This is a genomic window from Arthrobacter sp. CAN_A1, from assembly GCF_015751665.1.
In the GTDB taxonomy this organism is placed as follows: Bacteria; Actinomycetota; Actinomycetes; order Actinomycetales; family Micrococcaceae; genus Arthrobacter_D.
Genome location: NZ_JADOUR010000006.1, coordinates 151770 through 174398, shown reverse-complemented (window position 1 = coordinate 174398; position 22629 = coordinate 151770). Strand labels below are relative to the sequence as shown.

General features: G+C 66.6%; 22 protein-coding genes, 1 tRNA gene and 1 riboswitch. Of the genes, 16 read left to right on the top strand and 7 right to left on the bottom strand.

The window, feature by feature from the left end; translation table 11 throughout:
• Window positions 1-220: 220 nt before the first annotated feature.
• From IWX62_RS09330 to IWX62_RS09305, 6 genes are read left to right on the top strand one after another with little or no spacing between them, the layout of a single operon-like run.
• Window positions 221-1150 (top strand): SIS domain-containing protein, encoded by a 930-nt coding sequence (locus IWX62_RS09330; protein ID WP_196841116.1) that lies wholly within the window; start codon window positions 221-223, stop codon window positions 1148-1150.
• Window positions 1151-1157: 7 nt separating this feature from the next.
• Window positions 1158-2144 carry an ROK family protein gene (locus IWX62_RS09325; RefSeq protein WP_196841115.1) on the top strand — a complete coding sequence of 329 codons (987 nt, stop codon included), beginning with the start codon at window positions 1158-1160 and terminating at the stop codon, window positions 2142-2144.
• Complete coding sequence (locus IWX62_RS09320) at window positions 2141-3142, top strand: 1-phosphofructokinase family hexose kinase (protein WP_333483323.1); 1002 nt, start codon at window positions 2141-2143, stop codon at window positions 3140-3142. The genes IWX62_RS09325 and IWX62_RS09320 overlap by 4 nt, the downstream gene beginning before the upstream one ends.
• A complete protein-coding gene (locus tag IWX62_RS09315) occupies window positions 3139-4023 on the top strand; it encodes a class II fructose-bisphosphate aldolase (RefSeq protein ID WP_196841114.1) in 885 nt (294 codons plus the stop codon). The genes IWX62_RS09320 and IWX62_RS09315 overlap by 4 nt, the downstream gene beginning before the upstream one ends.
• Window positions 4020-4820, top strand: a complete 801-nt coding sequence (locus IWX62_RS09310) for a DeoR/GlpR family DNA-binding transcription regulator (protein ID WP_196841113.1) — start codon at window positions 4020-4022, stop codon at window positions 4818-4820. Before IWX62_RS09315 ends, IWX62_RS09310 begins: the two co-directional genes overlap by 4 nt.
• A gap of 30 nt (window positions 4821-4850) precedes the next feature.
• Window positions 4851-5681, top strand: a complete 831-nt coding sequence (locus IWX62_RS09305) for a CPBP family intramembrane glutamic endopeptidase (RefSeq protein ID WP_333483322.1) — start codon at window positions 4851-4853, stop codon at window positions 5679-5681.
• 28 nt (window positions 5682-5709) lie between these two features.
• Here IWX62_RS09305 and IWX62_RS09300 read toward each other — a convergent pair whose 3' ends face one another.
• The gene (locus IWX62_RS09300) at window positions 5710-6351 is read right to left on the bottom strand and encodes a VOC family protein (protein WP_196841112.1); all 642 of its coding nucleotides are present in this window, start codon (window positions 6349-6351) and stop codon (window positions 5710-5712) included.
• 4 nt (window positions 6352-6355) lie between these two features.
• Window positions 6356-6577, bottom strand: coding sequence for a hypothetical protein (locus tag IWX62_RS09295; RefSeq protein WP_333483321.1), 222 nt, complete (start codon window positions 6575-6577; stop codon window positions 6356-6358).
• 119 nt (window positions 6578-6696) lie between these two features.
• A riboswitch (SAM riboswitch) is annotated at window positions 6697-6831 on the top strand.
• 75 nt (window positions 6832-6906) lie between these two features.
• On the opposite strand from IWX62_RS09295, the gene metX reads away from it, so the two are divergent.
• The gene (gene metX, locus IWX62_RS09290) at window positions 6907-8010 is read left to right on the top strand and encodes a homoserine O-acetyltransferase MetX (protein ID WP_196841202.1); all 1104 of its coding nucleotides are present in this window, start codon (window positions 6907-6909) and stop codon (window positions 8008-8010) included.
• Window positions 8011-8193: 183 nt separating this feature from the next.
• Here metX and IWX62_RS09285 read toward each other — a convergent pair whose 3' ends face one another.
• Window positions 8194-9039 carry an SGNH/GDSL hydrolase family protein gene (locus tag IWX62_RS09285; protein WP_196841111.1) on the bottom strand — a complete coding sequence of 282 codons (846 nt, stop codon included), beginning with the start codon at window positions 9037-9039 and terminating at the stop codon, window positions 8194-8196.
• A 79-nt stretch (window positions 9040-9118) separates the two neighbouring features.
• Between IWX62_RS09285 and IWX62_RS09280 the strand changes: the two genes are divergently transcribed.
• Window positions 9119-9829, top strand: coding sequence for an alpha/beta hydrolase (locus tag IWX62_RS09280; RefSeq protein WP_196841110.1), 711 nt, complete (start codon window positions 9119-9121; stop codon window positions 9827-9829).
• On the opposite strand, the gene IWX62_RS09275 is transcribed toward IWX62_RS09280, so the two are convergent.
• Entirely contained in the window at window positions 9816-10061 is a 246-nt protein-coding gene (locus tag IWX62_RS09275; RefSeq protein WP_196841109.1) for an RNA-binding S4 domain-containing protein, read from the bottom strand. The two genes, IWX62_RS09280 and IWX62_RS09275, sit on opposite strands and share 14 nt — an antisense overlap.
• A 106-nt stretch (window positions 10062-10167) precedes the next feature.
• On the opposite strand from IWX62_RS09275, the gene IWX62_RS09270 reads away from it, so the two are divergent.
• The 3 genes from IWX62_RS09270 (at window position 10168) to IWX62_RS09260 (ending at window position 13665) form a co-directional block, all read left to right on the top strand.
• The gene (locus IWX62_RS09270) at window positions 10168-11136 is read left to right on the top strand and encodes a DMT family transporter (RefSeq protein ID WP_196841108.1); all 969 of its coding nucleotides are present in this window, start codon (window positions 10168-10170) and stop codon (window positions 11134-11136) included.
• A gap of 217 nt (window positions 11137-11353) precedes the next feature.
• On the top strand, window positions 11354-12742 hold the full coding sequence (locus tag IWX62_RS09265; RefSeq protein WP_196841107.1) for a glycine--tRNA ligase: 1389 nt from the start codon (window positions 11354-11356) through the stop codon (window positions 12740-12742).
• On the top strand, window positions 12742-13665 hold the full coding sequence (locus IWX62_RS09260) for a GNAT family N-acetyltransferase (protein WP_196841106.1): 924 nt from the start codon (window positions 12742-12744) through the stop codon (window positions 13663-13665). Before IWX62_RS09265 ends, IWX62_RS09260 begins: the two co-directional genes overlap by 1 nt.
• A 59-nt stretch (window positions 13666-13724) precedes the next feature.
• Here IWX62_RS09260 and IWX62_RS09255 read toward each other — a convergent pair whose 3' ends face one another.
• From IWX62_RS09255 to IWX62_RS09245, 3 genes are read right to left on the bottom strand one after another with little or no spacing between them, the layout of a single operon-like run.
• Entirely contained in the window at window positions 13725-14564 is an 840-nt protein-coding gene (locus IWX62_RS09255) for a lysophospholipid acyltransferase family protein (protein WP_196841105.1), read from the bottom strand.
• Window positions 14561-15379 carry a DUF1295 domain-containing protein gene (locus IWX62_RS09250; protein ID WP_196841104.1) on the bottom strand — a complete coding sequence of 273 codons (819 nt, stop codon included), beginning with the start codon at window positions 15377-15379 and terminating at the stop codon, window positions 14561-14563. Before IWX62_RS09250 ends, IWX62_RS09255 begins: the two co-directional genes overlap by 4 nt.
• A 48-nt stretch (window positions 15380-15427) precedes the next feature.
• Window positions 15428-16180 carry an alpha/beta hydrolase gene (locus tag IWX62_RS09245; RefSeq protein WP_196841103.1) on the bottom strand — a complete coding sequence of 251 codons (753 nt, stop codon included), beginning with the start codon at window positions 16178-16180 and terminating at the stop codon, window positions 15428-15430.
• A 156-nt stretch (window positions 16181-16336) separates the two neighbouring features.
• Here IWX62_RS09245 and IWX62_RS09240 point away from each other — a divergent pair, with 156 nt between their 5' ends.
• The 5 genes from IWX62_RS09240 to IWX62_RS09220 all read left to right on the top strand — a co-directional run bounded on the left by IWX62_RS09240 (window position 16337) and on the right by IWX62_RS09220 (window position 22534).
• The gene (locus IWX62_RS09240; protein WP_333483320.1) at window positions 16337-17773 is read left to right on the top strand and encodes a YibE/F family protein; all 1437 of its coding nucleotides are present in this window, start codon (window positions 16337-16339) and stop codon (window positions 17771-17773) included.
• A 129-nt stretch (window positions 17774-17902) separates the two neighbouring features.
• Window positions 17903-19084 carry a tRNA dihydrouridine synthase DusB gene (gene dusB, locus IWX62_RS09235; RefSeq protein WP_196841102.1) on the top strand — a complete coding sequence of 394 codons (1182 nt, stop codon included), beginning with the start codon at window positions 17903-17905 and terminating at the stop codon, window positions 19082-19084.
• Window positions 19077-20375: a deoxyguanosinetriphosphate triphosphohydrolase gene (locus IWX62_RS09230; protein WP_196841101.1), complete on the top strand. Its 1299-nt coding sequence runs from the start codon at window positions 19077-19079 to the stop codon at window positions 20373-20375. The genes dusB and IWX62_RS09230 overlap by 8 nt, the downstream gene beginning before the upstream one ends.
• 90 nt (window positions 20376-20465) lie before the next feature.
• Window positions 20466-22403, top strand: a complete 1938-nt coding sequence (dnaG, locus tag IWX62_RS09225) for a DNA primase (RefSeq protein ID WP_196841100.1) — start codon at window positions 20466-20468, stop codon at window positions 22401-22403.
• A gap of 55 nt (window positions 22404-22458) precedes the next feature.
• Window positions 22459-22534 (top strand) — tRNA-Asn (locus IWX62_RS09220).
• Window positions 22535-22629 lie beyond the last annotated feature (95 nt).

Genomic DNA, 22629 nt, shown 5'->3' with positions numbered 1-22629 from the left:
GCTTGGAATGAGCATTATTGTTCATCCTTAGTGGAATGATAATTGCGTGATCCATGTCTCACGTCAAGCGGACGCGCTGATCGATACCTCAGCGTTACAGCCCCCGATCTGCCAAAATCGCGTCGATGGTGGTTAGATTGCTATTGATTGCTTCACCCTTCTAAACGTCATCCCTAATCAGTCGCGGACCATCCCGCGGTGTATCGCGAAGGAGCGCCCGATGTCCCAGCCCACCTCCCAGGCCCCCGGATCCTCAGCCTCCGCCGGAGCGCACATGGACCGTGAGCTGCAGTCGCAGCCTGCCGTCTGGCGTCGGGCGATCGACCAGGCAACCGCAGAGAATCTCCTCCCCGCAGTGGGAGAGCGGGTAGCAGTCATCGGCTGCGGCACTTCCTGGTTCATGGCTCAAAGCTACGCAGCCGCCCGTGAGAGCGCCGGCCAGGGACTCACCGACGCGTTTGCTGCCTCCGAGGCATCAGTCGTTGCCGGGCGCGGCTACGACGCGGTGGTTGCGATCTCCCGATCGGGTACCACCACCGAGGTGCTTGAGCTCATGACCGCGCTCAAGGGCACCCTCCGGCTGATTGCCGTGATCGGTGACGTTGAATCGCCGGCGATGGGCTTGGCCGACGCCGTCGTCGCGCTGCCCTACGCGGATGAGCAGTCGGTGGTGCAGACTCGTTTCGCTACCGCAGCCCTCGCCTACCTCCTGACCTCCGTGGGCATCGACCTGGAGCAGGCGATACCGGATGCGGAAGCTGCGCTGGCGGAAGAGGTTGCCGCGGAGTTGCTCGACGCCGAGCAGTTCACCTTCCTCGGCACCGGGTGGACCGTGGGCCTCGCCCATGAGGCTGGCCTCAAAATGCGCGAGGGAGTGCAGGGCTGGACCGAGTCCTATCCCGCCATGGAATACCGGCACGGGCCCATCTCGATTGCCGCTCCAGGCCGGGCGGTATGGCTGTTCGGCGACGACGTCCCGGGATTGGCTGGCGACGTCGCCCCCACTGGCGCCGACTACGTCCACACCCGACGCCACCCGCTCGCCGACCTCGCCCAGATTCACAAGATCACCCTGGCGAGGGCACGGGCGCGCGGGCTGGATCCCGACCTGCCGCGCAACCTGACCCGCTCAGTCATCCTTGGCTCCTAGCCGCATCATGACGCCACCGACCGCGACGCCACCGACCGCGACGACGCCGGACCCTGCCCCGGAACCCCGTCTGGGGAGCCATCCGGGCCTGGTGCTCGCCATCGATGTGGGCGGCACCGACATGAAGTCGGCGCTGGCGGACCCGGCCGGCGCCCTGCTCGACGTCCGGCGCACTGCCACCCCCGCCAGATCCGATGTGCCGGGGGAAAGCATTGTGCAGCGATCCGCCGAACTCCTCGCCACGTACCGGGCGGACTGGCCGAACCGCAGCATCGGAGCCATCGGGCTGATCGCACCAGGCCTCGTCGACGAGGTGAACGGCGTCGGCATCTACTCGGCGAACCTGGGCTGGCGGGACTTCCCGTTCGCCGAGCGGCTGCAGCAGGCGACAGGGCTGCCGGTTACCTACGGGCACGACGTCGGCGCCGCCGGCGACGCCGAGATGCGCTTCGGAGCGGCCCGCGGGCTGGACGACGTGGTGGTGATGATCATCGGTACCGGCATTGCCGGCGCCGTGTTCGCTGGTGGAGAGCGGGTGCGCGCCGGCGGATACGCCGGCGAACTGGGGCACGCCCTCGTGCCCGGCGGTCTCGACTGCACCTGCGGTCTGCACGGGTGCCTGGAAACCGTCGGCTCCGCCGGGGCAATCGCCCGCCGTTACTCCGGGCTCGGCGGTGCGTCGGTCAGCGGGGCGCGCGGCGTGTTTGCTTCTGCGGCGGCTGGGGACGCCATCGCCCGGCAGGTGATTGACGACGCCGTCGCCGCCCTGGCCTTTAGCATCGCCCAACTCGTGGCAATCCTCGGCACCGAGGCGGTGGTGATCGGCGGCGGCCTGGCCCAGGCAGGTGACGCGCTGTTCGGCCCGCTACGTCAACAGGTGGACAATAACCTGTCTTTCCACCGGCACCCGGTCATCCTTGCGGCCCAGATGGGTCAGGACGCCGGACTCATTGGTGCCGCTCTGCGCGCACGCCGTCTGCTGGACCTGCCGTGACAGCGCCGGTACCCCCCGACACGGCGCCCCGGGTGGGCCAGCCGATTCTCACGGTGACGGCCAACCCGGCCCTCGACCTGACCTACGCCATCCCGCGGCTCACCCCCGGCGAGTCCCACCGGGTCCCCAGCCCGCTGCTGCGGGCCGGCGGCAAAGGCGTCAACGTCGCGCGGGTGGTGCATCAGACGGGGCGCCCGGCGTTCGCCGTCGCACCCGTTGGGGGAGCGACGGGAACCGAGTTCAGGGCCGAACTGGCCGCCTCGGGAGTCCCTCATGCCCTGACCGGGGTCGCCGCCACCACCCGCCGGAGCCTGGCCTTCGTCGACGGCGCCGCCGGCCAGACGAGCATCTTTAACGAAGCCGGCTGCCCGCTCACACCCGCGGAGTGGGAGGACCTGTTCCGACTGGTTGACGCCCATCTCCCGGGGGCCGGGGTGCTGGTGGGGTCGGGGAGTCTTCCTGACGGCGCGGCACTCCACTTCTACGCTGACCTGGTGCTCCGCGCCAGGGTTCACGGGGTCCCCAGCATTATCGACACCTCGGGTGGCGCGTTGCTCGTCGCAGCCGAGGCGGGCGCCGACGTGGTCAAACCCAACCACCACGAACTCCTTGACGCCACCGGTGCATCGACCATCGACGCCGGCGCGCGGATGTTACTCGACCGCGGGGCCAGGTGCGTGGTGGTCAGCTGCGGGGAGCACGGAATGTACCTTTACCGACTGCACGAACCACCCCTTCAGGCGACGCTGCCCCGATTCGAGGGGAACCCGACTGGCGCCGGGGACGCCGCAGTAGCTGCGATCGCCGTCGCGCTGGCCGAGGGCATCACCCGCGGGGAGACCCTGCTGCGGCGGGCGACCGCCTGGTCGGCTGCCGCGGTCCTGATGCCGGCGGCCGGTGAACTCGACGCCAGCTACCGGGCGCTTGAATCGGCAGTCACCCTCAGCCGGGCCCATCCACCGACCACCACCCCACCACAGCAGGAGACCGGCGCATGACCCTGACCCCGACACGCGATCTGATGGCCGCCGCGCAGGCGGCCGGAACGGGCATCGGAGCCTTCAACGTCATCCAGCTGGAAACTGCCGAGGCCCTGGTAGCTGGCGCGGAGGCCGCCGGACTTCCGGTGATCCTCCAGATTTCCGAGAACTGCGTCACCTATCATCGGGGGTTGGAACCCCTCGCCCTCGCCACCCTCGCCATCGCCCGGTCGGCGCGGGTCCCGGTCGCCGTGCACCTCGACCATGCCGAAGATCCGGAGCTGGCCTTCGCCGCCGTGGACCTGGGGTTCGGGTCGGTGATGTACGACGGCGCCGCCCTGGACTTCGACGACAACGTTGCCACCACCACCCGGGTCGCCGCCTACGCGCAGGAACGCGGCGTGTTCGTGGAGGCGGAGCTGGGCAAGATCGGCGGGAAGGACGGCGCACACGCGCCCGGCGTCAGGACGAACCCGGTGGAGGCGGCGGCGTTCGTGGCGGCCACCGGCGTTGACGCGCTCGCCGTCGCCGTCGGTTCCTCCCACGCCATGACGCAGCGCAGCGCAGCACTGGACCTGAACCTGATTGCCACGCTCAAGTCTGCACTGGACGTACCGCTCGTGCTACACGGCTCCTCGGGAGTGTCCGATCACACTCTCGCCGCGGCCATTCAGGCCGGTATGACCAAGATCAACGTCTCCACGCACCTGAACAACCTTTCCACCCGGGCTGTCCGCCTCTACCTTGAGCACAACCCCTCGGTCGTTGATCCCCGGAAGTATCTGCGGGCCGGGCGGGCGGCCATCGAACCGGAGACAGCCCGCCTGCTCACCCTGTTCGCTGCCGGAGGGCGGGCCGGCTCGTCGGTACCGACGACCTCGAACGGGCCAGTGGGATGAAACGCGCAGAACGGCTCAGCGCCATCCTCGACCTCCTCTCCGAAGCCAGTCAGGTGGACGTCGAGGAGATTGTTACCAAACTCAAGGTCTCGCCGGCCACCGCGCGGCGGGACCTCGACAGCCTGGCCGAGCAACGCCTGCTCACCAGGACCCACGGTGGGGCCACCATCGAATCCGTCGCCTATGACCTGCCAGGACGCTACAACCGGGACGTGCACGCCGAGCAGAAGCGGGCGATCGCCCAGGCCGCCAGTAGCCTGATTCCCAAGGGTGCGGTGATCGGGCTCTGCGGGGGAACCACCAGCACGGCGATTGCCTCGGCCCTGAGCAAGCGCAGCGACCTGATGGAACCGTCAAACAAACCCACCCTCACTGTGGTGACCAACGCAATCAACATCGCCGCCCAGCTCGCGGTCCGGCCCAACTTCAAGATCATGGTCACCGGTGGGATCGTCAATCCCCGCTCCTACGAGCTGGTGGGATCATACGCCGACGCCGTGTTGCAGCGGGTCGCACTGGACTTCGCCTTCGTGGGAGTCAACGGACTGGATCCGGTGGTCGGGCCCACTATCAGCGACGAGGGTGAGGCAGCAGTCAACGCGATGGTCGCCCGGCGCGCATCGACCGCGTACGTGGTGGCCGACTCGTCCAAGATAGGCACCCGCCGCTTCGCGACGATGACCGGCTACACCTTCAGTAACCTGATCACCGATTCAGGGATCACCGACGATCAGCTGAGGGCCTTCGAAGACCATGGCACCGCGGTGATCGTCGCGCCAATGGTGGGGGACGACTAGCCCCAAGAAACTCCCACTAGGATGGCTGGCATGTCCACCGAACTACCCAAGGCGTCAGGCCTGTCCTCAGCCACGCCGCCATCGACGCAGCCAACCGCAGTCACCCGATCCGCGCCGGTTCAGCGGCGGCGGATCACCGCCGAGATCGCCATCGTGCTGGGGTTGTCGCTCGGACAGTCAGCCGTCTACGCGGTAGTGAACCTGCTGGACAAACTCAGCCAGGCACCGCTCGCGGCGCAGACCACCCGGCTGAACCCTGTCCTCGACGACCGCCAGTATTTCGACCTGACCTACCAGCTGCTGGGCATCTTCTTCGCCCTGATCCCGGTCTTCCTCGTCCTGTTCCTGCTGACCGAGCCCGGCAAGTCGGCGTTCCGTACCCTGGGGTTCACCTTCACCAAACCAAAAGTCGACTTCGGGTTGGGATTCGGTCTCGCCGCGGTAATCGGCGCCGGCACGTTGGGCATCTATGCGGCGGGACGTGCGCTCGGGATCACTACGGCCATCGAACCGGCGGCGCTCGACGCCTACTGGTGGACAGTACCGGTCCTGATCCTCTCGGCGTTGCGCCATGCGGTGGTCGAGGAGGTCATAGTGGTGGGCTATTTGTTCCACCGGCTGCGACAGCTCGGCTGGTCGACGCCGGTCATTATCGTCACGAGCGCGCTCCTGCGTGGGAGCTACCACCTGTACCAGGGTTTTGGGCCGTTTATTGGCAACTTCATCATGGGTCTGATCTTTGGGTACGCCTACACCAGGACCCGACGGGTCATGCCCCTGGTCATCGCCCACGCACTCCTGGACATTGCAGGATTCGTGGGTTTCGCCCTCTTCGGGTCGGCGATCGGGATCGGTACGTAGCCGCGCACCCGCCCGCTGCGGCGGCTGGCTAGATTTCCACCAGGCCGGTTGCCGTCTGGAAGGTCACCGACATGATGCCGGGGGTGCCGTTCGGCGCCACCCAGTGCACCGCGACACCATCAAGGGGTTCGGTGGCGGGGGTGCCCAGCCACTCAGCGATGCGATCGGGGGAGCCGGCGATCGTCAGCGAGTCAAGGCGGGCTGACGCCGGTTTGGCCTGCGACGGATGAAGCGCCTCGGTACCGTCATCCCACCGCAGCATGTAGGGGACCTGAGGGTCGGCGATGAGCCCTTTGATCCCGATCTGCTGCCAAGTCAGTTCCTGTCCGTCCGGGAACTTGCGGTTACCCGGCACGGCGCTCCGGCCCAGCCGCTCCTCGAAGGGGGCCAGATCATCCACTGCCACACACCAGCCCATCCAGCCGCCGCCGGCCTCGGACCGGGCACGCACTGCCTGACCGAACGGGGCTTTGTCCGAGGCGGGGTGGTTCAGCGCTTCAACCACTTCCAGGTACTGGCCATTAAGCATCGGGAAGATCATGTTCCGGGTGCCGAAGCGTGGGTGCACACCACCCTTCACGGGGTCGACACCCAGGGCGTCGGAAATCCTCCCAGCAGTTGCTACGAGGCCGTCGGGTTCACAGGCATATGAGACATGGTCCAAGCGCATGGCCTTAGTGTGGCACTTTGTGATCTGTGACTCGACTTAGGATACCCTTACCTAAAAATAGGCGGCGTATTCCCCCGCGGGCGAGCATCAGAACGATGATCAGCGCCGTCACCTGGAAGAACCCACCCAGGTACACGGCGTTGCCGAAGACCAACGCCACCAGCTCAAGAACCACCAGCTTGCTGCCCGGCATGACCAGCAGCAGGGCAACAACGATGGCCGTCAACAGTTCCAGTACGAACGACCCCGAGATGACCTCCGGGATTGACAGCTACAGCCGACCTGCCGGGCCACAGATGTTCACATATTTGCGCCAGGGGGTTCTTTTCGGGTTATCTAGGAACAGGTCACGAGTGCCAGCACGGAGCGGAACACCCGCTCCACCGAGCCCCGGCTTGCTGGACGGCAACCCTCCTTCGCGGCGGGGTGCCCCGGGTGACGACCAGGCGGCAGGCAGAGTGTCAGGCGCAAGCGCGGATTCCAAGGTGGGCGATACCAGTGGCAACTCTTCATACGACACAGCAGGGACCCGGGGCACTCGGTGACGTCCAGCCCATCCCGGACGACGGCCCTGATGGCGTCCTCCGCACCCGAAGTCTCGGTCCCTTCACCTGCGAAACGGGTGGCTATCTTCCCCAGCTCGCCCTCGCCTATGAAACCTGGGGCACCCTCAATGAAGACCGCTCCAACGCGGTCCTGATCCAGCATGCACTGACCGGCAGTTCCCACGTCGCCCGCGGGGACTCGGACGAAGACGGCTGGTGGGACCAGTTGGTCGGCCCCGGCAAAACCATCGACACCACCAGGTACTTCGCGGTGTCGATCAACATGCTCGGCGGGTGCTACGGATCCACCGGACCGGCCACGGATGATCCTGACGGGGTCCCCTGGGGCTCGCGGTTCCCGTACGTCACAGTCAGGGACTCGGTCCGGGCCGAGGCACTGCTCGCCGATGCCCTGGGCATCGGGCAGTGGCATTCGGTGGTCGGCGGATCTCTCGGCGGGGCGAGGGCACTGGAGTGGGCCCTCCTCTACCCGGAGCGGGTCAACCGGTGCGCGGTAATCGCCTGCACAGCAGCCAGTTCGGCCGAGCAGATTGCCTTTGCCCAGGCGCAGCTCAGGTCCATCAGGTTGGACCCGGGCTTCGCTGGTGGAGACTACTATCCGGGCCCCGGGCCGGTCGATGGTCTGGGCCTGGCGCGGCGGATCGCCCACATCACCTACCGGTCCGAACCCGAACTCGAGCACCGCTTCGGTAGGGCCGCGCAGGGCATTGAGGCGCCCTTCGGCTCATCGGATCCCTCGTCCCGCGGCCGCTACCAGGTGGAAAGCTACCTGGACCACCAGGCCGACAAACTGGTGGAGCGTTTCGACGCCAACAGCTACCTCCTGCTGACCGAAGCCCTCATGGGGCACGACGCAAGCCGCGACCGCGGCACCCTGCAGGACGCCCTCGGGCAGGCAAGCGCCGAGTTCTTCATCGCGGCAGTGGATACTGACCGGTTGTATTACCCCAGCCAATCCCACGTCCTGGCGGCGGCGCTGCCGGGTGATGTGCCCGTGCACATGATCGCCTCACCTATCGGTCACGACGCGTTCCTCACCGAGATCCAGCAACTCGACGAACGGCTGCGGGACGCCTTCTACTCCGTGCCCTGACCATCGTCGCGTGGATGGTCCACCACCCGCAGGGTGCATAGGCGAATTCCTGGGACTGCACGGCGCCCGGCCACCTGACCACGGCACCCGGTGTGGCGGCAGGAGGATTTCACAGCCCCTGCTGGGTCATCCGGCGGGCGGCGACAGCGCCGTCGGGCTGGGCGGGCGCCGGCACTGCGGACCCTAGCCGCCAGCGCCCGGCGGCAATCCCGGACCGAAGATTGGGGCAGCATCGGGGCGTTTGGCCAGGATCCCGTCGCCGGAGGATTGGCGCCGCAACCGGCGCAGAACCCATGGCACGAAATAGACCTTCGCCCACACAAGGTCCTCCGTCCTGGCGGTGCGCCACCTCTTGTGCGGGAGCGGCTGTGGTTCGAGGGGTGTCAACGAGTGGGGGACGGCGAGGGTTTCCAGCACCATCATCGCGATGGTGTGATGACCCAACGGCGAGAAATGGAGCCGGTCGCTGTCCCACATCTGGGTGTTCACCAGCTGGCGCAGTGCCCACATGTCGGCGATCAACGCGTCATGGCGTGCTGCGATGATCCTGAGATTCTCGTTGTAGATGGCCGTCTTGGACCGGAAGTTGCCCAGCACCGACTCGCGCGCATCGGGGCCGGTGAACAGGACCACCGTCGCATGATCGGCGCTCAACGCCCCGACGGCGTCGTCCAGGCGCGCCGCCAACTGGTCAGGGTCGCCGCCGGGTCGGATCAGGTCGTTACCCCCGGCCGAAATGGTGATCAGGTCCGGTTTCAACGCGAGCGCCGGCTCCACCTGCTGTTCCACTATCTGGTGCAGCAACCGGCCACGGACGGCGAGGTTGGCGTACGCGAAATCCTCACGGCTCCTGCTGAGTTCCTCGGCCACCCGGTCGGCCCAGCCGCGGTTACCGCCCACGCTCTCGGGATTCGGGTCCCCGATGCCTTCGGTAAAGGAGTCGCCCAACGCCACATACCGGGTCCAGGGGTGCGGGGTGTTGTTCTGCTCAGGGTGAGACTCCGGGGGCAGGTACAGGTTCCGGTTCATCCCCCTATCCTGTAACAGGCAGTCACCGAACGCGACCCCCGACTGGGTGCGGTCAGCTGGTGCGTGCCAGAATACTTCAATGACTCTTTCGGAAACGCCCCACCCAGCAGCCGCCGGGCAGCCCACCGCGCTGGCCTGGGATCCAGTGGTCCTCTGGTCGCGACCCGAGGACGAACGGCAGGGGACTGCCCTGCTCGTGATGTTCCACGGGCACCTCGCCAATGAAGAGGATCTGATGGGTCTGGCGGACCATCTGCCGTCCGATCTCACGGTGGCGTCGGTCAGGGCTCCGCACGCCCAGGGGCCCGGGTTCACCTGGTTCCCGCTGTCGCAGGACACCGGATATTCGGTGGATCTGGTCACCGCATCAGTTGCCCGGGTGGTGACCTGGCTGGACTCGGTCAGGGGCGCGCACACCAGTGTTTCGTTGCTGGGGTTCTCCATGGGAATGGCCGTTGCGACCAGCCTGCTGCGTCATCGCCCGCAGGACTTCACCGCCGTCGTCGGCCTGTCAGGGTTCGCGGTTCCCGCGGAGGGGAGTACATTTTTCGACGACGACGCCGCAGCGGCCCACCCGGTGCCGCTGTTCTGGGGACGCGACCAAGAGGACCCGGTCATCACCGCCGACCGGATCGAATTCACCCACCGGTGGGCGGTGGGCCACACCACCCTCACCAAGGTGCTCTACGCGGGCATCGGCCACAGCATCAGCATGCGGGAACTGGCGCATGTGAAGGAATTCATCGAGCTCACAGTGTTCGGGATCGAACCGCAGCCTAGCCGCGGGTAATCCGCACCGAGGCACCATTGACGGTCACCACGTCACCGGGATGGAGCTGGGCGCCGCGGCGCTCCTCAATGGCGCCGTTGACCTTCACCAGCCCGTTGTCCACCAACTCCTTGGCCTGGGTGCCGTCCTCGGCCAGATTGGCCAGCTTCAGCAGCTGGCCCAGCCGGATCATGTCATCTTTAATTTGGATGGTGTCGCCGGCGGGCGGGTCAACGTCGTGGGATTTGCTCATAGGACCATTCTGCCCGACCGGGACCACCGCGCCTGAACGGTTGGCGGACGTGGCCCGATTCGCTGCCGGTACCAGAGCGATGATTAAGCTGCCATAAGATCAATGGGTGTCACACCACCCCCGGCTTCCCCTGGTCCTCGGCCTGCTGCTCGCCGTCACCGCCGGAGTAGCCATCCCTTTGCAAGGCAGAATCAACGGCGCGCTGGGCACCCGCCTTAACGATGGTGTCGGAGCGGCCCTGGTGAGTTTCAGTATAGGACTGGCCGTGATGGTGCTGATGACCTGTGTGTTGCCCGGGGGACGGGCCGGGTTCCGGCAGATCATCCCATCCGTCCGCGAACGGCGTTTCCCACCCATTTACCTCGCGGCCGGCACCATCGGCGCTTTCTTTGTGTTCTCCCAGTCCCTGACCATCGGGATACTGGGCGTCGCCCTGTTCACAGTGGCCGCCGTCATGGGCCAAACCCTCAGCGGACTGCTGGCCGACCGCGCGGGGATCGGTCCGGCGGGTAAACGGCCGCTGACCACGATGCGGCTGATCGGGACGGCGCTCGCCGTCGCCTCCGTGGTGTGGGCGGTGTCGCCGCGGTTCGGTGCCACCGGCGACCTCCAATCCTGGCTGATACCCGTGCTGCTGCCGGTGCTCGCCGGGTTCCTGATCAGCTTCCAGCAGGCCATGAACGGCACCGCCGCGGTCCACTATGGGACCCCCATCATCGCCACCTTGATCAACTTCATCTCGGGGACCTCCGTGCTGCTGGTGGCATGGCTGATCAAAACGCTGATCGCCGGCCCGGGCGAAGCGCTGCCCGCCGAGTGGTGGTTCTACCTGGGCGGCCCCCTGGGCTGCATCTTCATCGGACTCGGCGCGGTCCTGGTGCGCAGCCTGGGTGTCCTGCTCACGGGACTGGGCATGATCGCCGGACAGCTGGTGGGTTCGCTGGTCCTCGACCTCGCGTTCCCCACCCCGGGTACCGTGGTGGAACTGGCCACAGTGGCAGGACCCATCCTCACCCTCGTCGCCATTGTGCTGACCACCCTGCCCTGGCCCCGACGCGCCCTGCGATTCCGCTAGCACGACGGTCCCCGGAGGGCAGCACCGACAGCACGCGGCCGGACCTGTACAGCTGCGGCGCGGGCTGTCGGTGCTGTCGGTGCGCTAGGGTTATACCTTCGATTCGAGCAGGCACCAGGCCTTCCCTGGACCCATGCCCTGGCCCATTCCCGGGCCAGTTCCCTGCCGGACACCGCCACGGACCGCACCCAGCGGCCTGTAGAAATGGAGAACCACCTTGGCCAAGAACCAGTCCGCACTCGACCCCATCATTTCCCTCGCGAAGCGCCGCGGCTTCGTCTTTCAGGCAGGGGAAATCTACGGCGGCTCACGGTCGGCCTGGGATTACGGGCCCCTCGGTGCCGAGCTGAAGGAAAACATCAAGCGCCAGTGGTGGCAGTCAGTGGTGCGGGGACGCGACGACGTCGTCGGGCTCGATTCCTCGGTGATCCTCCCGCGCAAGGTGTGGGAAGCCTCCGGTCACGTCGACGTGTTCAGTGACCCCCTCGTGGAATGCCTGAGCTGCCACAAGCGGTTCCGCGCCGACCACCTTGAGGAGGAGTACGAGGAGAAGAAGGGCCGTCCAGCCGAGAACGGGCTCAAGGACATTGCCTGCGCCAATTGCGGTACCCGCGGCGAGTGGACCGAGCCGCAGGAATTCTCCGGCCTGCTGAAGACCTATCTGGGTCCTGTCGCCAGCGAGGAGGGCATGCACTACCTACGGCCTGAAACCGCGCAGGGCATCTTCGTAAACTTCAACAATGTCCTCAACACCTCCCGGAAAAAGCCGCCGTTCGGCATCGGCCAGATCGGCAAGAGCTTCCGCAACGAGATCACCCCGGGCAACTTCATCTTCCGCACCCGTGAGTTCGAGCAGATGGAGATGGAATTCTTCGTCGAGCCCGGGACCGACGACGAGTGGCACGAATACTGGATCAAGAACCGCCTCGACTGGTACACCGGCCTCGGCATCAACCCCGACAACCTGCGCCTGTTCGTGCACCCGCTGGAGAAGCTCAGCCACTATTCCAAGGGCACCACCGACATCGAGTACCGGTTTGGGTTCCAGGGCTCGGAGTGGGGGGAGCTTGAAGGCATCGCCAACCGCACCGACTTTGACCTGTCCACCCACTCGAAGCATTCGGGCACCGACCTGAGCTACTTCAACCAGGGCACCAATGAGCGGTTCACGCCGTACGTGATCGAACCCGCCGCCGGTCTGACCCGGTCCTTCATGGCGTTCCTCGTGGATTCCTACACCGAGGATGAGGCACCCAATGCCAAGGGCGGGGTCGACAAGCGCACCGTCCTGAAGCTTGACCCGCGGCTGGCCCCGGTCAAGGCAGCGGTCCTCCCGCTGAGCCGCAACGAGGACCTGTCGCCCAAGGCCAAGGATCTTGCCGCCCAGTTGCGCAGGAACTGGAACATCGACTTCGACGATGCCGGTGCCATCGGCCGGCGCTACCGCCGCCAGGATGAAATCGGCACCCCGTTCTGCATCACCGTTGACTTCGACACCCTCGACGACCAGGCGGTGACCATCCGCGAACGCGACACCATGGCGCAGGAGCGGGTCTCACTGGACAAGGTCGAGGGCTACCTCGCCGCCCGGCTGATCGGCTCCTGATGGCGCTGCATTACCGTGAATGGCGCGACGGCGATGACCTGGAACTGATCCAGCTGTGGGGCGGACCCGAAAACGCCCAGGTGGAACAGGCCCGGGCGCTGTTCCGCCCGTCCTCGAACAACCCGTGGCTGCGCTGCATCGTGGCCGAGGACATTGTGGGCACAGACGCCGGAGTTCCCGTCGCTGCGGCCTATGTCTTCGAGCCGAAGCTGCACAACCAGCGGCTGTGGGCCTACGTCGAGGTGGCCGCTGACCACCGGCGCGCCGGTGTGGGATCCACGCTGGTGGGGATGCTGCGCAACGAGGCCACCGGCTCGCCGTCGGGCACCACGAAGCTGCGGGCGAAGGTCATCCCGGGCAGTACCGGCGGGTACTTCGCTGCGGCGTCCGGGTTCAGGCAGATCCAGCGGTCGCGGATCGTGAAGGTGGAGCCCGGCGCGCTGGCCCTGCCGGTCTTTGACGACGCCGGAGGGCCGCAGCTCGATGAAGCGGCGACTGGTTCGGTGGAACTCACCACCGCCGTCGCCGCCTGGTACAACGCGGTGCACGGCTGGGATCCGGCAGACATGACCCTGGGTCAGGCGCAGCAGTACCTGCTCGCCGACACCACGGGGGCCGGGGGAGCTGTGGTGCTCAGGGACAAGCCACGGGCCGACGGCGGCACGATCGCCGCGTTTGCGATCAGCTACACCCAGGCCCGGACCGACGATCCGGCCGACGTGCTGGTGGGCTATAATCCCGAGCTGGCGGCGGCCGAGCAGGAAGCCGCTGTGGCGTCGCTGCTCGCGATGCTGGTACACCAGTTCCCGGTGCTCCTTGAGGTGGACGATTCGATGCCCGCGCTGGTCAACGTCGTCGAGCCGCTGCTGGCCATGGGGTCGGCCACGGTGAGTGCGCCCGAAACCCAGGTCGTCAGCGACTAGCCCCTCCTCCTCCTACCTAACTTCTCGGCGGAAGGGGTTTCGGTCGGAGCCGGAAGGTTTTACTGCCGCTTGTGCCGGCCCGTCGCCTGGTCGTGGGCGTCGGCGGCGATGCGTTCCTCCTCGGTCATCGCGCCACCACCAAGGTGGGCGGGCTGCCACCAGGCCCCGGCCTCGGGGACCAGCGGGAAATCGGCGATCCCACGGTCAATGCCGTCCTGCAGCTCGGCCCGGAGCTGCTCCGTCTCCCTGACGACGTCGGCGTCCGCATCGTGCCAGATCGGCTTGCTCACGTGGACCCGTACCGGTGCCCGGAAGACGGTCTTCAGGGACAGTTTGTGGCCACGACTCATCAGTCGATGTGATCCCCACACCGAAATGGGGATGATCGGCACTCCGGCTTCCGCTGCCAGGCGCACGGCACCTGTCTTCAACTCGCGGACGGTGTAGCTGCGGCTGACCCCCGCCTCGGGCAGGATCGCCACATACTCACCGGCCTTCAACTTCTCCAACGCGCCCTGATAGGCGGCGCTTCCGGCGCTGCGGTCAACGATCACATGGCCTGCTGCCCGGATGGCCGGTCCGGCAAACCAGTGCGACCCCGCTCCCTTGGTGATGAGGAACCGCATCTGGGCGCGTGCGTGATGCCAGAGCACCAGCTCGGCAAACGCGAAGTCCAGGTACCCGAAGTGGGTGATCGCGACGACGGCGCCCTCGCCGGGCACGGGCCGCCGGGACTGACCGTTTCGGGGGCCCGGGGGTAACAGGTTCTCCTCGCCTGTGACATCCACCCGGATGCGGAACACCAACCGGAGCGCCTGCCCGGTCCGCACGATCATGCGGTAGAAACGATCGTTGGGCTGGGGCTGCCAGGCGGCAATTTTGTCAGTGAGCCGACTCATGATGAAGCACCTCGTCCGGGTTTGGGGGGAAGCGGGAAGAAGCCGCTGGTGTTCTCGATGTACTCGCGGTAGCCGGGCCGCGTGCTGAGGCGCTTCTCCGTGAGCGGCTTGCCGGTCTTGTTGGACAGGGTCCAGAACATCAGGGCGGGGGACAGGATGGTGAGCACCCCCGGCCAGGAGTCGGCTGCGACCAGGAATAGGCCCACCCACACGGCCGCATCACCGAAATAGTTGGGGTGCCGGGTATAGCGCCACAGGCCGCGGTCCATCACTGTCCCCTTGTTGGCCGGATCGTTCCGGAAAGCCGCCATCTGGTAGTCGCCGACCGTCTCGAAGAAGAAGCCGATCAGCCAGATGATGGCTCCCACCCAGGCCAGCCAGCCGAGTGGACCCGTGGCGTACATGGCCACCTGAACAGGAAGGGACACGAAGAGCATGACCACTCCCTGCGTCAGGTAGATCTTCCGCAGCGCAAACATATTGCGGGAGCCGGGCGCCTCGCTGAGCATGTCCTCGTAGCGCGGGTCCTCGGCGCCGTCGCGGGCACGCCAGCCGATGAAACCGGCCAGCCGGAGCCCCCATGCGGCGGTGAGGATCAGGATGAGCCAGCGGCGGGCGTCGTCGCTCCCCGATCCGGCGGAGGTGGCGAAAGTGACCGCGGCGATCACCACAAAGCCCAGCCCCCAGGCCGTATCGATCACCGAGTGGCGCTTCTGAACCTGGGCCAGGGCGAAGGTTGCTCCCAGCAGCACGACGACGCCGAGCGCCGCCCAGCCGAAGCCCTCAACAAAACTTTGAAACGGAAAATCAGGCATCGCGCACCTTTGATGGGTTGGTCGGGGCTGGTTGCTTGGCGGTGATCGCTAGACGGAGATGGACAGGGGCTGGTCGCTGGCCAACAGTTCCCGGGCGGGCAGAGTCCCATCGGGATGCACCGCGGCTCCCGTGTCGGCGGCGAAGCACTTGAGCACAAACGAGGCAGTGAGCTCATGCCAGAGGGTGGCCTTTTTGACCATGAAGTGCCCGGCGTTGGTGACGGTAACGTAGTGCAGTTCGGTGGCGAGCGGGCGGGCGCGGTGGGCGTAGCGCAGCGATTGGCGGTGCGACGTCCAGCGGTCCGAATCGCCGTGCAGGATCAGCACGCGCCGGCCGGTCACTGGCTCTGCTGGGGTGGTTTCACTCAGCCACGGCGCGAGGGAGACCACGGCGCGGACCTGGGGATCGTCGGCGACGCAGAGTGCCACGAGCCCGCCCATTGAGTGGCCGACCAGGTAGATCGGAACCCCTGGATGGCGTTTCCTGATGGCTGCCAGGGCCCAGCGGGCGTCCTGCAGGGGGGACATTTCCTGGCCGTTCCAGCCGCGCACCCGATTGCGGAGAGTCCACACTTCAAGGCCGTGACCGGCGCCGCGCCGGTGGATCAGTGCTGCGAAGGGGATCATCCGCGCCGGGCTGAGATGGCGTGCGCGTACCGGTTCGAAGCTGTTGGCGCGGCCCCCGTGGAGCACCAGCGCCACCCCTTTGACCGGTCCCGACGCTTTCCGGACGGTGATTACTGGTGCGTGCGCAACCGTCCCGGCGGGAACCTCGTCCGATTCACTAAACCGCTCTTTCATCTGCCCTTTTCCGCCTACCGCGTGGTGTCTTTCAAACCGTGTCTTCTCACAGTGGTTCTAGCTTATGTCCCGGGGCGGGTGTATCCAGTCCCCGCGTAGAATTCCGTAGAGCACCGAACCAGTGCACTGACCCATTCAAGGACAGCTAGGAATCTCGTGGGCCACAGCCACTCTCATGACACAGGCAATTCGGAGCCGAGCGCAGCAACGATTGGCGCGCGGCAGCGGGCAAATCTCCTGCTCGCCGCCATCCTGGTCCCGGTGGGTATTCTGACGGTCATCGGTATGATTCTGCTCTGGCCCAGCGGCGATCGCAGCAGCGTCACCATCGCCAACCCGTATGCCACGGCGGACGGGGTCTCCATCGAAGTGGGGCAGGTGGAACGGGTGTCGTTGGAGGACTGTCCCTCCTCGCAGCCGACTGTCGACGCAGGGGGCGAAGCGCTCCAGTGCCAAGTGGCCTACACGGTGCCCGACGCCGGCGGGGCGCCCATCCCCGTCGAGGTCACCCCGGAACTGGCCCGCGCCGGTGCGGTGGAGGCAGGCGACAAGATCAGGTACCTGAATCTCGACGGCGTTATCCAGGGCGGCAGCGCCCCCTACATTTTCATGGACTTCGTCAGGACCGTGCCGATGATGTGGCTTGCCGTCCTTTACGCGGTGGTGGTGGTCGCCGTCGCCCGCTGGCGTGGACTGCGCGCGATGATTGGCCTGGTCGGCGCGCTGGTGGTGCTGGCCCAGTTCATCCTCCCGGGACTGGTGGAAGGCAAACCGCCGTTGCTCCTGGCACTGGTGGGGTCGGTGGTGATCATGATCGGGGTGCTGTACTTCGCTCACGGGTTCTCAGCCCGAACGTCGACAGCCCTGCTCGGCACCCTGTTCGGCCTGTCCATTACTGCGCTTCTGGCCGCGTGGGCGACCGAGTCCATCTACCTGTTCGGGGTGGGCGACGAGAACGCTTACGCCCTGGTCAACGCCTCAGGGGAGGTTTCAATCTCCGGGATCATCATGTGCGGTCTGATCATTTCCGGATTGGGCGTCCTCAATGACGTGACCATTACCCAGTCATCGGCCGTGTGGGAGCTATACGAACTGGCTCCCAACACCTCCGCCCGCCGTCTGTTCACCGGTGCCATGCGGATCGGGCGGGACCACATTGCGTCCACCGTCTACACGATCGCCTTCGCCTACGCCGGTGCGGCGCTGCCGTTGCTGATCCTGGTCTCGCTGTACGACCGGACGGTGCTCGAAAACCTTACCAGCGGTGAACTCGCGGAGGAGGTGGTGCGCACCCTGGTCGGTTCCATCGGCCTGGTGCTCGCCATCCCCGCGACCACTTTGATCGCCGTCCTCGTGGTCAAGTCAGTGGGCCTGCGCAGGCAGCCGGTTGACGACGACGGCGGCCCGACTCCCGGGGTCCTCGCCGCCGAAAATGCAGTTGGGGGCGCCGCCGCGAGAGGAGGCGTCGCTGAGGATGCCGTGGTCGAGGGAGCCGCCGTCGAGGGTGCGCCCACTGAGCCCGCCGATGACCTGGTGGCCGCAGCCCAGACCCGACGTTCGCGCCGGGACGCCGAAGCGCGAGGCAACGGCTAACTCCCGCTCGAGCCGAAACACGCCCAGAACACGCCCAGAACGCGCCTAAAACGCGGCTAGAACGCGGCAGAAACACGCCGCGAACGTGCCATCCCTTCCCGATTTGCCTCCGGTTGCGACAATGGGTAGGTGACTGTTGTATCAACCCTGCCCGCCGACACGCGCCTGGACCTGCCCCCGCTGCAGCTCGGCAACATTACCGTGAAGACCCCAGTGGTCCTCGCGCCGATGGCCGGGATCACCAACACCGCGTTCCGTCGGCTGTGCCGCGAATACGGCGGCGGCCTGTACGTTTCCGAAATGGTGACCTCCCGCGCCCTGGTGGAGCGCAACCCCGAGTCCCTGCGGATCATCTCGCACGACGACGACGAAGCGGTCCGCTCGGTCCAGCTCTACGGCGTCGACCCGGTAACCGTGGGCGCCGCGGTCAGGATCCTCGTCGACGAGGACCGCGCCGACCACATCGACCTCAATTTCGGCTGCCCCGTCCCGAAGGTTACCCGGAAGGGTGGCGGTGCAGCGCTGCCCTGGAAGCTCGACCTGTTCACCGGCATCGTCCAGACCGCCGTCCGGGAAGCGTCGAAGGGTGGGATTCCCCTCACCATCAAGATGCGTAAGGGGATCGACGAGGATCACCTGACCTTCCGCGAAGCGGGGAAGATCGCCCGGGACAGCGGCGTCGCAGCCGTCGCGCTGCACGGGCGCACCGCCTCGCAGTTCTACTCGGGCAAAGCCGATTGGAACGCTATCGCTGAACTTCGCGAAGCCCTGCCCGATATTCCGGTCCTCGGCAACGGCGATATCTGGTCGGCCGAGGACGCCATCAGGATGGTGCGGCAGACCGGCGTCGACGGCGTCGTCATTGGTCGCGGCTGCCAGGGCCGGCCCTGGCTGTTCGGTGACTTGATGAACGCCTTCGAGGGAGACAGCACCAGGCACCAGCCCGGCCTCGGCGAGGTGGCAGCGACCGTCTACCGCCACGCCGAACTGCTGGTGGACACCTTCGGCAACGAAATGATGGCGCTGCGGGACATCCGCAAGCACATGGCCTGGTATTTCAAGGGCTACGTGGTGGGCGGGGAACTGCGCGCCCAACTGGCTGCCGTTCCCACCCTTGAGGTCCTGCGGGAGCTGCTGGACGAGCTCGACGCCGACTCCCCGTATCCGGGCGTCGACGCCGAGGGCCCGCGCGGCCGTGCCGGCAGCCCGAAGAAAACTTCGCTACCACAGGACTGGCTGAGCTCCCGGGCCCTCAACGACGCGCAGCAGGCGGACATTTCCGCCGCAGAAGTGGACATCTCAGGTGGCTGAATCTCCCAAGAGCTTCCCCCACGCCCCCGTCACCGCCGGGTACACCGCCGCCGACATGCAGCGGTGGGTCGACGAGCCTGCCAAGAGCACCCACCGGTCCCACTTCGAGCGTGACCGGGCCCGGGTGCTGCATTCGTCGGCGCTGCGACGGCTCGGTGCCAAGACCCAGGTGGTGGCCCCGGACACGGACGACTTCGTGAGGACCCGCCTCACCCACAGTCTTGAGGTTGCCCAGGTGGGCCGCGAACTGGGCCGTGCGTTGGGCTGCGACCCGGACATTGTTGACGCCGCCTGCCTGGCCCACGACCTGGGCCATCCGCCCTTCGGCCACAACGGCGAATCCACGCTCAACGATCTGGCACACTCAGTCGGCGGATTCGAAGGCAACGCCCAGACCCTGCGCCTGCTGACCCGCCTGGAACCGAAGGTAATCCGTACCGACGGCACACCGGCCGGGCTGAACCTCACCCGTGCCAGCCTCGACGCCGCGTCGAAATACCCGTGGACGGCCGCGAACGCGCCGGTACGCCACGGGCAGCGGACCTCCAAATTCGGCGCCTACGAGGATGACCTGCCGGTCTTCGAATGGCTCAGGGAAGGTGCCCCCGCCGGACAGTCCTGCCTTGAAGCTCAGGTCATGGACCTGGCAGACGACATTTCCTATTCGGTGCACGACGTCGAAGACGCCATCGTCGCCGGTCACTTCCAGCTCAAACAGCTGGACAGCTCTGACCAGCGTGCCCGGGTGGTGGGCTACACCCAGCAGTGGTACCTCCCGGACAGCGACCCCTCGGCGGTGGAGGCGGCCCTCACCCGCCTTGAGGCGACCGACATGTGGGTGCGGGACGCCGACGGCAGTCGACGGTCCATGGCCGCCCTGAAAAACATGACCAGCCAGCTGATCGGCCGGTTCTGCCTGAGCGCCCTCGCCGCCACCCGCGCGCTCTACGGGCACGACCCCCTCACCCGGTACCACGCGGAGATGGTGGTGCCCGAGGAGACCGAGCTGGAGATAGCCGTGATGAAGGGCTTGGCCACCACCTTCGTGATGACCACCGAGCGGCGCCAGCCCGTCTACGAACGCCAGCGGGAGGTGCTTAGCTCGCTCGTCCACCAGATGTCCGCCGCGGGGGACAGATACCTTGAACCCACCTTCGCCGCGGACTGGAAGGACGCACCCAACGACGACGCCCGGCTGCGGGTCATCATCGACCAGGTCGCTTCCCTTACCGACGCGTCGGCACTGGCCCTGCACCGCCGGGCAGTCGGACCGGTCCCCTCCCTCTGGTAACTGGTCACCGGAGGTGCGCCGTGGGGCACCTCTCCTGCACAGCGTGCCCGGACGGAACCTGAGAGCAGCGGCGACGCATAGACTGTTTTCATGGCCGGACTCATCAAGCGCGAAGACATCGATGAGGTACGCCAACGCACTGACATCAAGGAAATCGTCGACGGGTACGTCACGCTGAAGTCCGCTGGCGTGGGCTCCTACAAGGGCCTGTGCCCCTTCCACGACGAGCGGTCGCCGTCGTTCCACGTCCGCCCCCAACTGGGTTCCTACCATTGCTTCGGCTGCGGTGAGGGCGGCGACGTCATCTCGTTCGTCCAGAAGATGGACCACACCTCCTTCTCCGAGACGGTGGAAAAGTTGGCCTCCCGGATTGGGTTCGAGCTGCGCTACGAGGACGGCGGCACCGGCCCCCGCCGGGAAGATATCGGCAAACGCCAGCGCATGCTCGACGCCCACAAAATCGCCGCCGAGTTCTACTGCGACCAGCTCCTCACCCAGGGCGCCGCAGCCGGCCGCCGGTTCCTGCAGGAACGCGGGTTTGACCGGGCCGCCGCGGAACTGTTCGGGGTGGGTTACGCCCCGCAAGGCTGGGACGGCCTCCTGACCCACCTCACGGGCAAGGGATTCACCCAGGACGAGCTCAAGCTCACCGGCATGTTCAGCGTCTCCTCCAACAACGCGCAACGGATCTACGACCGGTTCCGCGGCCGGCTGATCTGGCCGATCCGCGACATCACCGGCGACACCGTCGGGTTCGGGGCGCGGAAACTGTATGAGGAGGACCAGGGTCCCAAGTACCTCAACACCCCCGAAACATCCCTGTACCGCAAATCCCAGGTCCTGTACGGCATCGACCTGGCCAAACGGGAAATCGCCAAGTCACGCCAACTGGTGGTGGTCGAGGGCTACACCGACGTGATGGCCTGCCACCTCGCCGGGGTCGGCACCGCCGTGGCCACCTGCGGCACCGCCTTCGGTGCCGACCACATCAAGATCGCGCGCCGGCTCCTGTCCGACGACGGGTCCGGTGGGGAGGTGGTCTTCACCTTCGACGGCGACGCCGCCGGTCAGAAAGCGGCCCTGCGCGCTTTCGAGGAGGACCAGCGGTTCGTGGCGCAGACCTACGTGGCCGTGGAGCCCAGCGGCGCCGACCCATGCGAGCTGCGCCAGGCCAAGGGCGACGACGCCGTCCGCGGCCTGATCTCCTCCCGCAGGCCCCTGTTCGAGTTCGCCATCAAGGCGTCCTTCGGCAACTATGACCTCAGCACCGGCGAAGGCCAGGTCAACGCTCTCCGGCATGCCGCGCCGATCGTCGCCCGCATCCGGGACGTGTCTCTGCGGTCCATCTACACCCGCGAGCTGTCGAGGTGGCTCGGCATGCAGTTCGTCGGTGAAGACCAGGTGGCCCGGGCGGTGTCCACTGCTGCCCGGAAGGGGACGGGACCCAGTGCCGGGTCGGGTGCAGGATCCCGGGAGCAGGGTGCGACGTCGTCGTCCTCCTCTGATGGAACCACGACACCCGGTGGATCGGAGCAGGGCGGCGAGGTGCAGCAGTTCCAGCGGCCGGATCCCAAGGACCCGATCGGCAGGATGGAGCGCGAAGTCCTTGAGGTGGTCCTGCAGTACCCGAACCTGCTGGAGCCCGTGCACTGGGAGCGGTTCACCGAGTCGGAGTTCTCGGAACGGGTCTACGGCGTGCTGAAGGACGCTGTGCAGGCGGCGGGGGCTGCCGGGGTGGATCCGGCCCAGTGGGTGGAACGGGTCCGTCAGGAGGTCCCGGAGGTGTTGCGGGGATTGGTGACCGAATTGGCTGTCACTCCGCTGCCGTCCAAGGCCGAGGACGCGCTCGCCCTGTACTGCAGGGACATCCTGAACCGGCTCTACGAGTTGCGGATCACCCGGCTGAAGGCCGAGATGCAGGGTCGGCTGCAGCGGGTCGACGCCGCCGCCGACCCCGAGCAATACGTGCAGTTGCAGCGGGATCTGCTGGAGCTGGAAATGCGTCGCCGGCAGTTGCGCTCCGACTAGTTGCCGGCCAATTTCACTTCCCCGCTCTTGGTATGTAAAGTTGGATCTGCTGCTTTCCTCCGTAGCTCAATTGGCAGAGCATTCGACTGTTAATCGAAGGGTTACTGGTTCAAGTCCAGTCGGAGGAGCCACTAAACCCCTTCCCACCAGCTTCGTGCTGGCGGGGAGGGGTTTTCTTTTTGCCACGTCCATTACCCCGGCACGAACGTCGGCAGGGAAGTGGCGC

Coding starts and splice junctions, on each gene's coding strand:
- IWX62_RS09325 (WP_196841115.1), top strand. CDS start 1,158: ATGACGCCACCGACCGCGACGCCACCGACCGCGACGACGCCGGACCCT.
- IWX62_RS09280 (WP_196841110.1), top strand. CDS start 9,119: ATGACTCTTTCGGAAACGCCCCACCCAGCAGCCGCCGGGCAGCCCACC.
- IWX62_RS09305 (WP_333483322.1), top strand. CDS start 4,851: ATGTCCACCGAACTACCCAAGGCGTCAGGCCTGTCCTCAGCCACGCCG.
- IWX62_RS09300 (WP_196841112.1), bottom strand. CDS start 6,351: ATGCGCTTGGACCATGTCTCATATGCCTGTGAACCCGACGGCCTCGTA.
- IWX62_RS09255 (WP_196841105.1), bottom strand. CDS start 14,564: ATGAGTCGGCTCACTGACAAAATTGCCGCCTGGCAGCCCCAGCCCAAC.
- IWX62_RS09250 (WP_196841104.1), bottom strand. CDS start 15,379: ATGCCTGATTTTCCGTTTCAAAGTTTTGTTGAGGGCTTCGGCTGGGCG.
- IWX62_RS09330 (WP_196841116.1), top strand. CDS start 221: ATGTCCCAGCCCACCTCCCAGGCCCCCGGATCCTCAGCCTCCGCCGGA.
- IWX62_RS09285 (WP_196841111.1), bottom strand. CDS start 9,039: ATGAACCGGAACCTGTACCTGCCCCCGGAGTCTCACCCTGAGCAGAAC.
- IWX62_RS09260 (WP_196841106.1), top strand. CDS start 12,742: ATGGCGCTGCATTACCGTGAATGGCGCGACGGCGATGACCTGGAACTG.
- IWX62_RS09315 (WP_196841114.1), top strand. CDS start 3,139: ATGACCCTGACCCCGACACGCGATCTGATGGCCGCCGCGCAGGCGGCC.
- IWX62_RS09310 (WP_196841113.1), top strand. CDS start 4,020: ATGAAACGCGCAGAACGGCTCAGCGCCATCCTCGACCTCCTCTCCGAA.
- dnaG (WP_196841100.1), top strand. CDS start 20,466: ATGGCCGGACTCATCAAGCGCGAAGACATCGATGAGGTACGCCAACGC.
- IWX62_RS09275 (WP_196841109.1), bottom strand. CDS start 10,061: ATGAGCAAATCCCACGACGTTGACCCGCCCGCCGGCGACACCATCCAA.
- IWX62_RS09245 (WP_196841103.1), bottom strand. CDS start 16,180: ATGAAAGAGCGGTTTAGTGAATCGGACGAGGTTCCCGCCGGGACGGTT.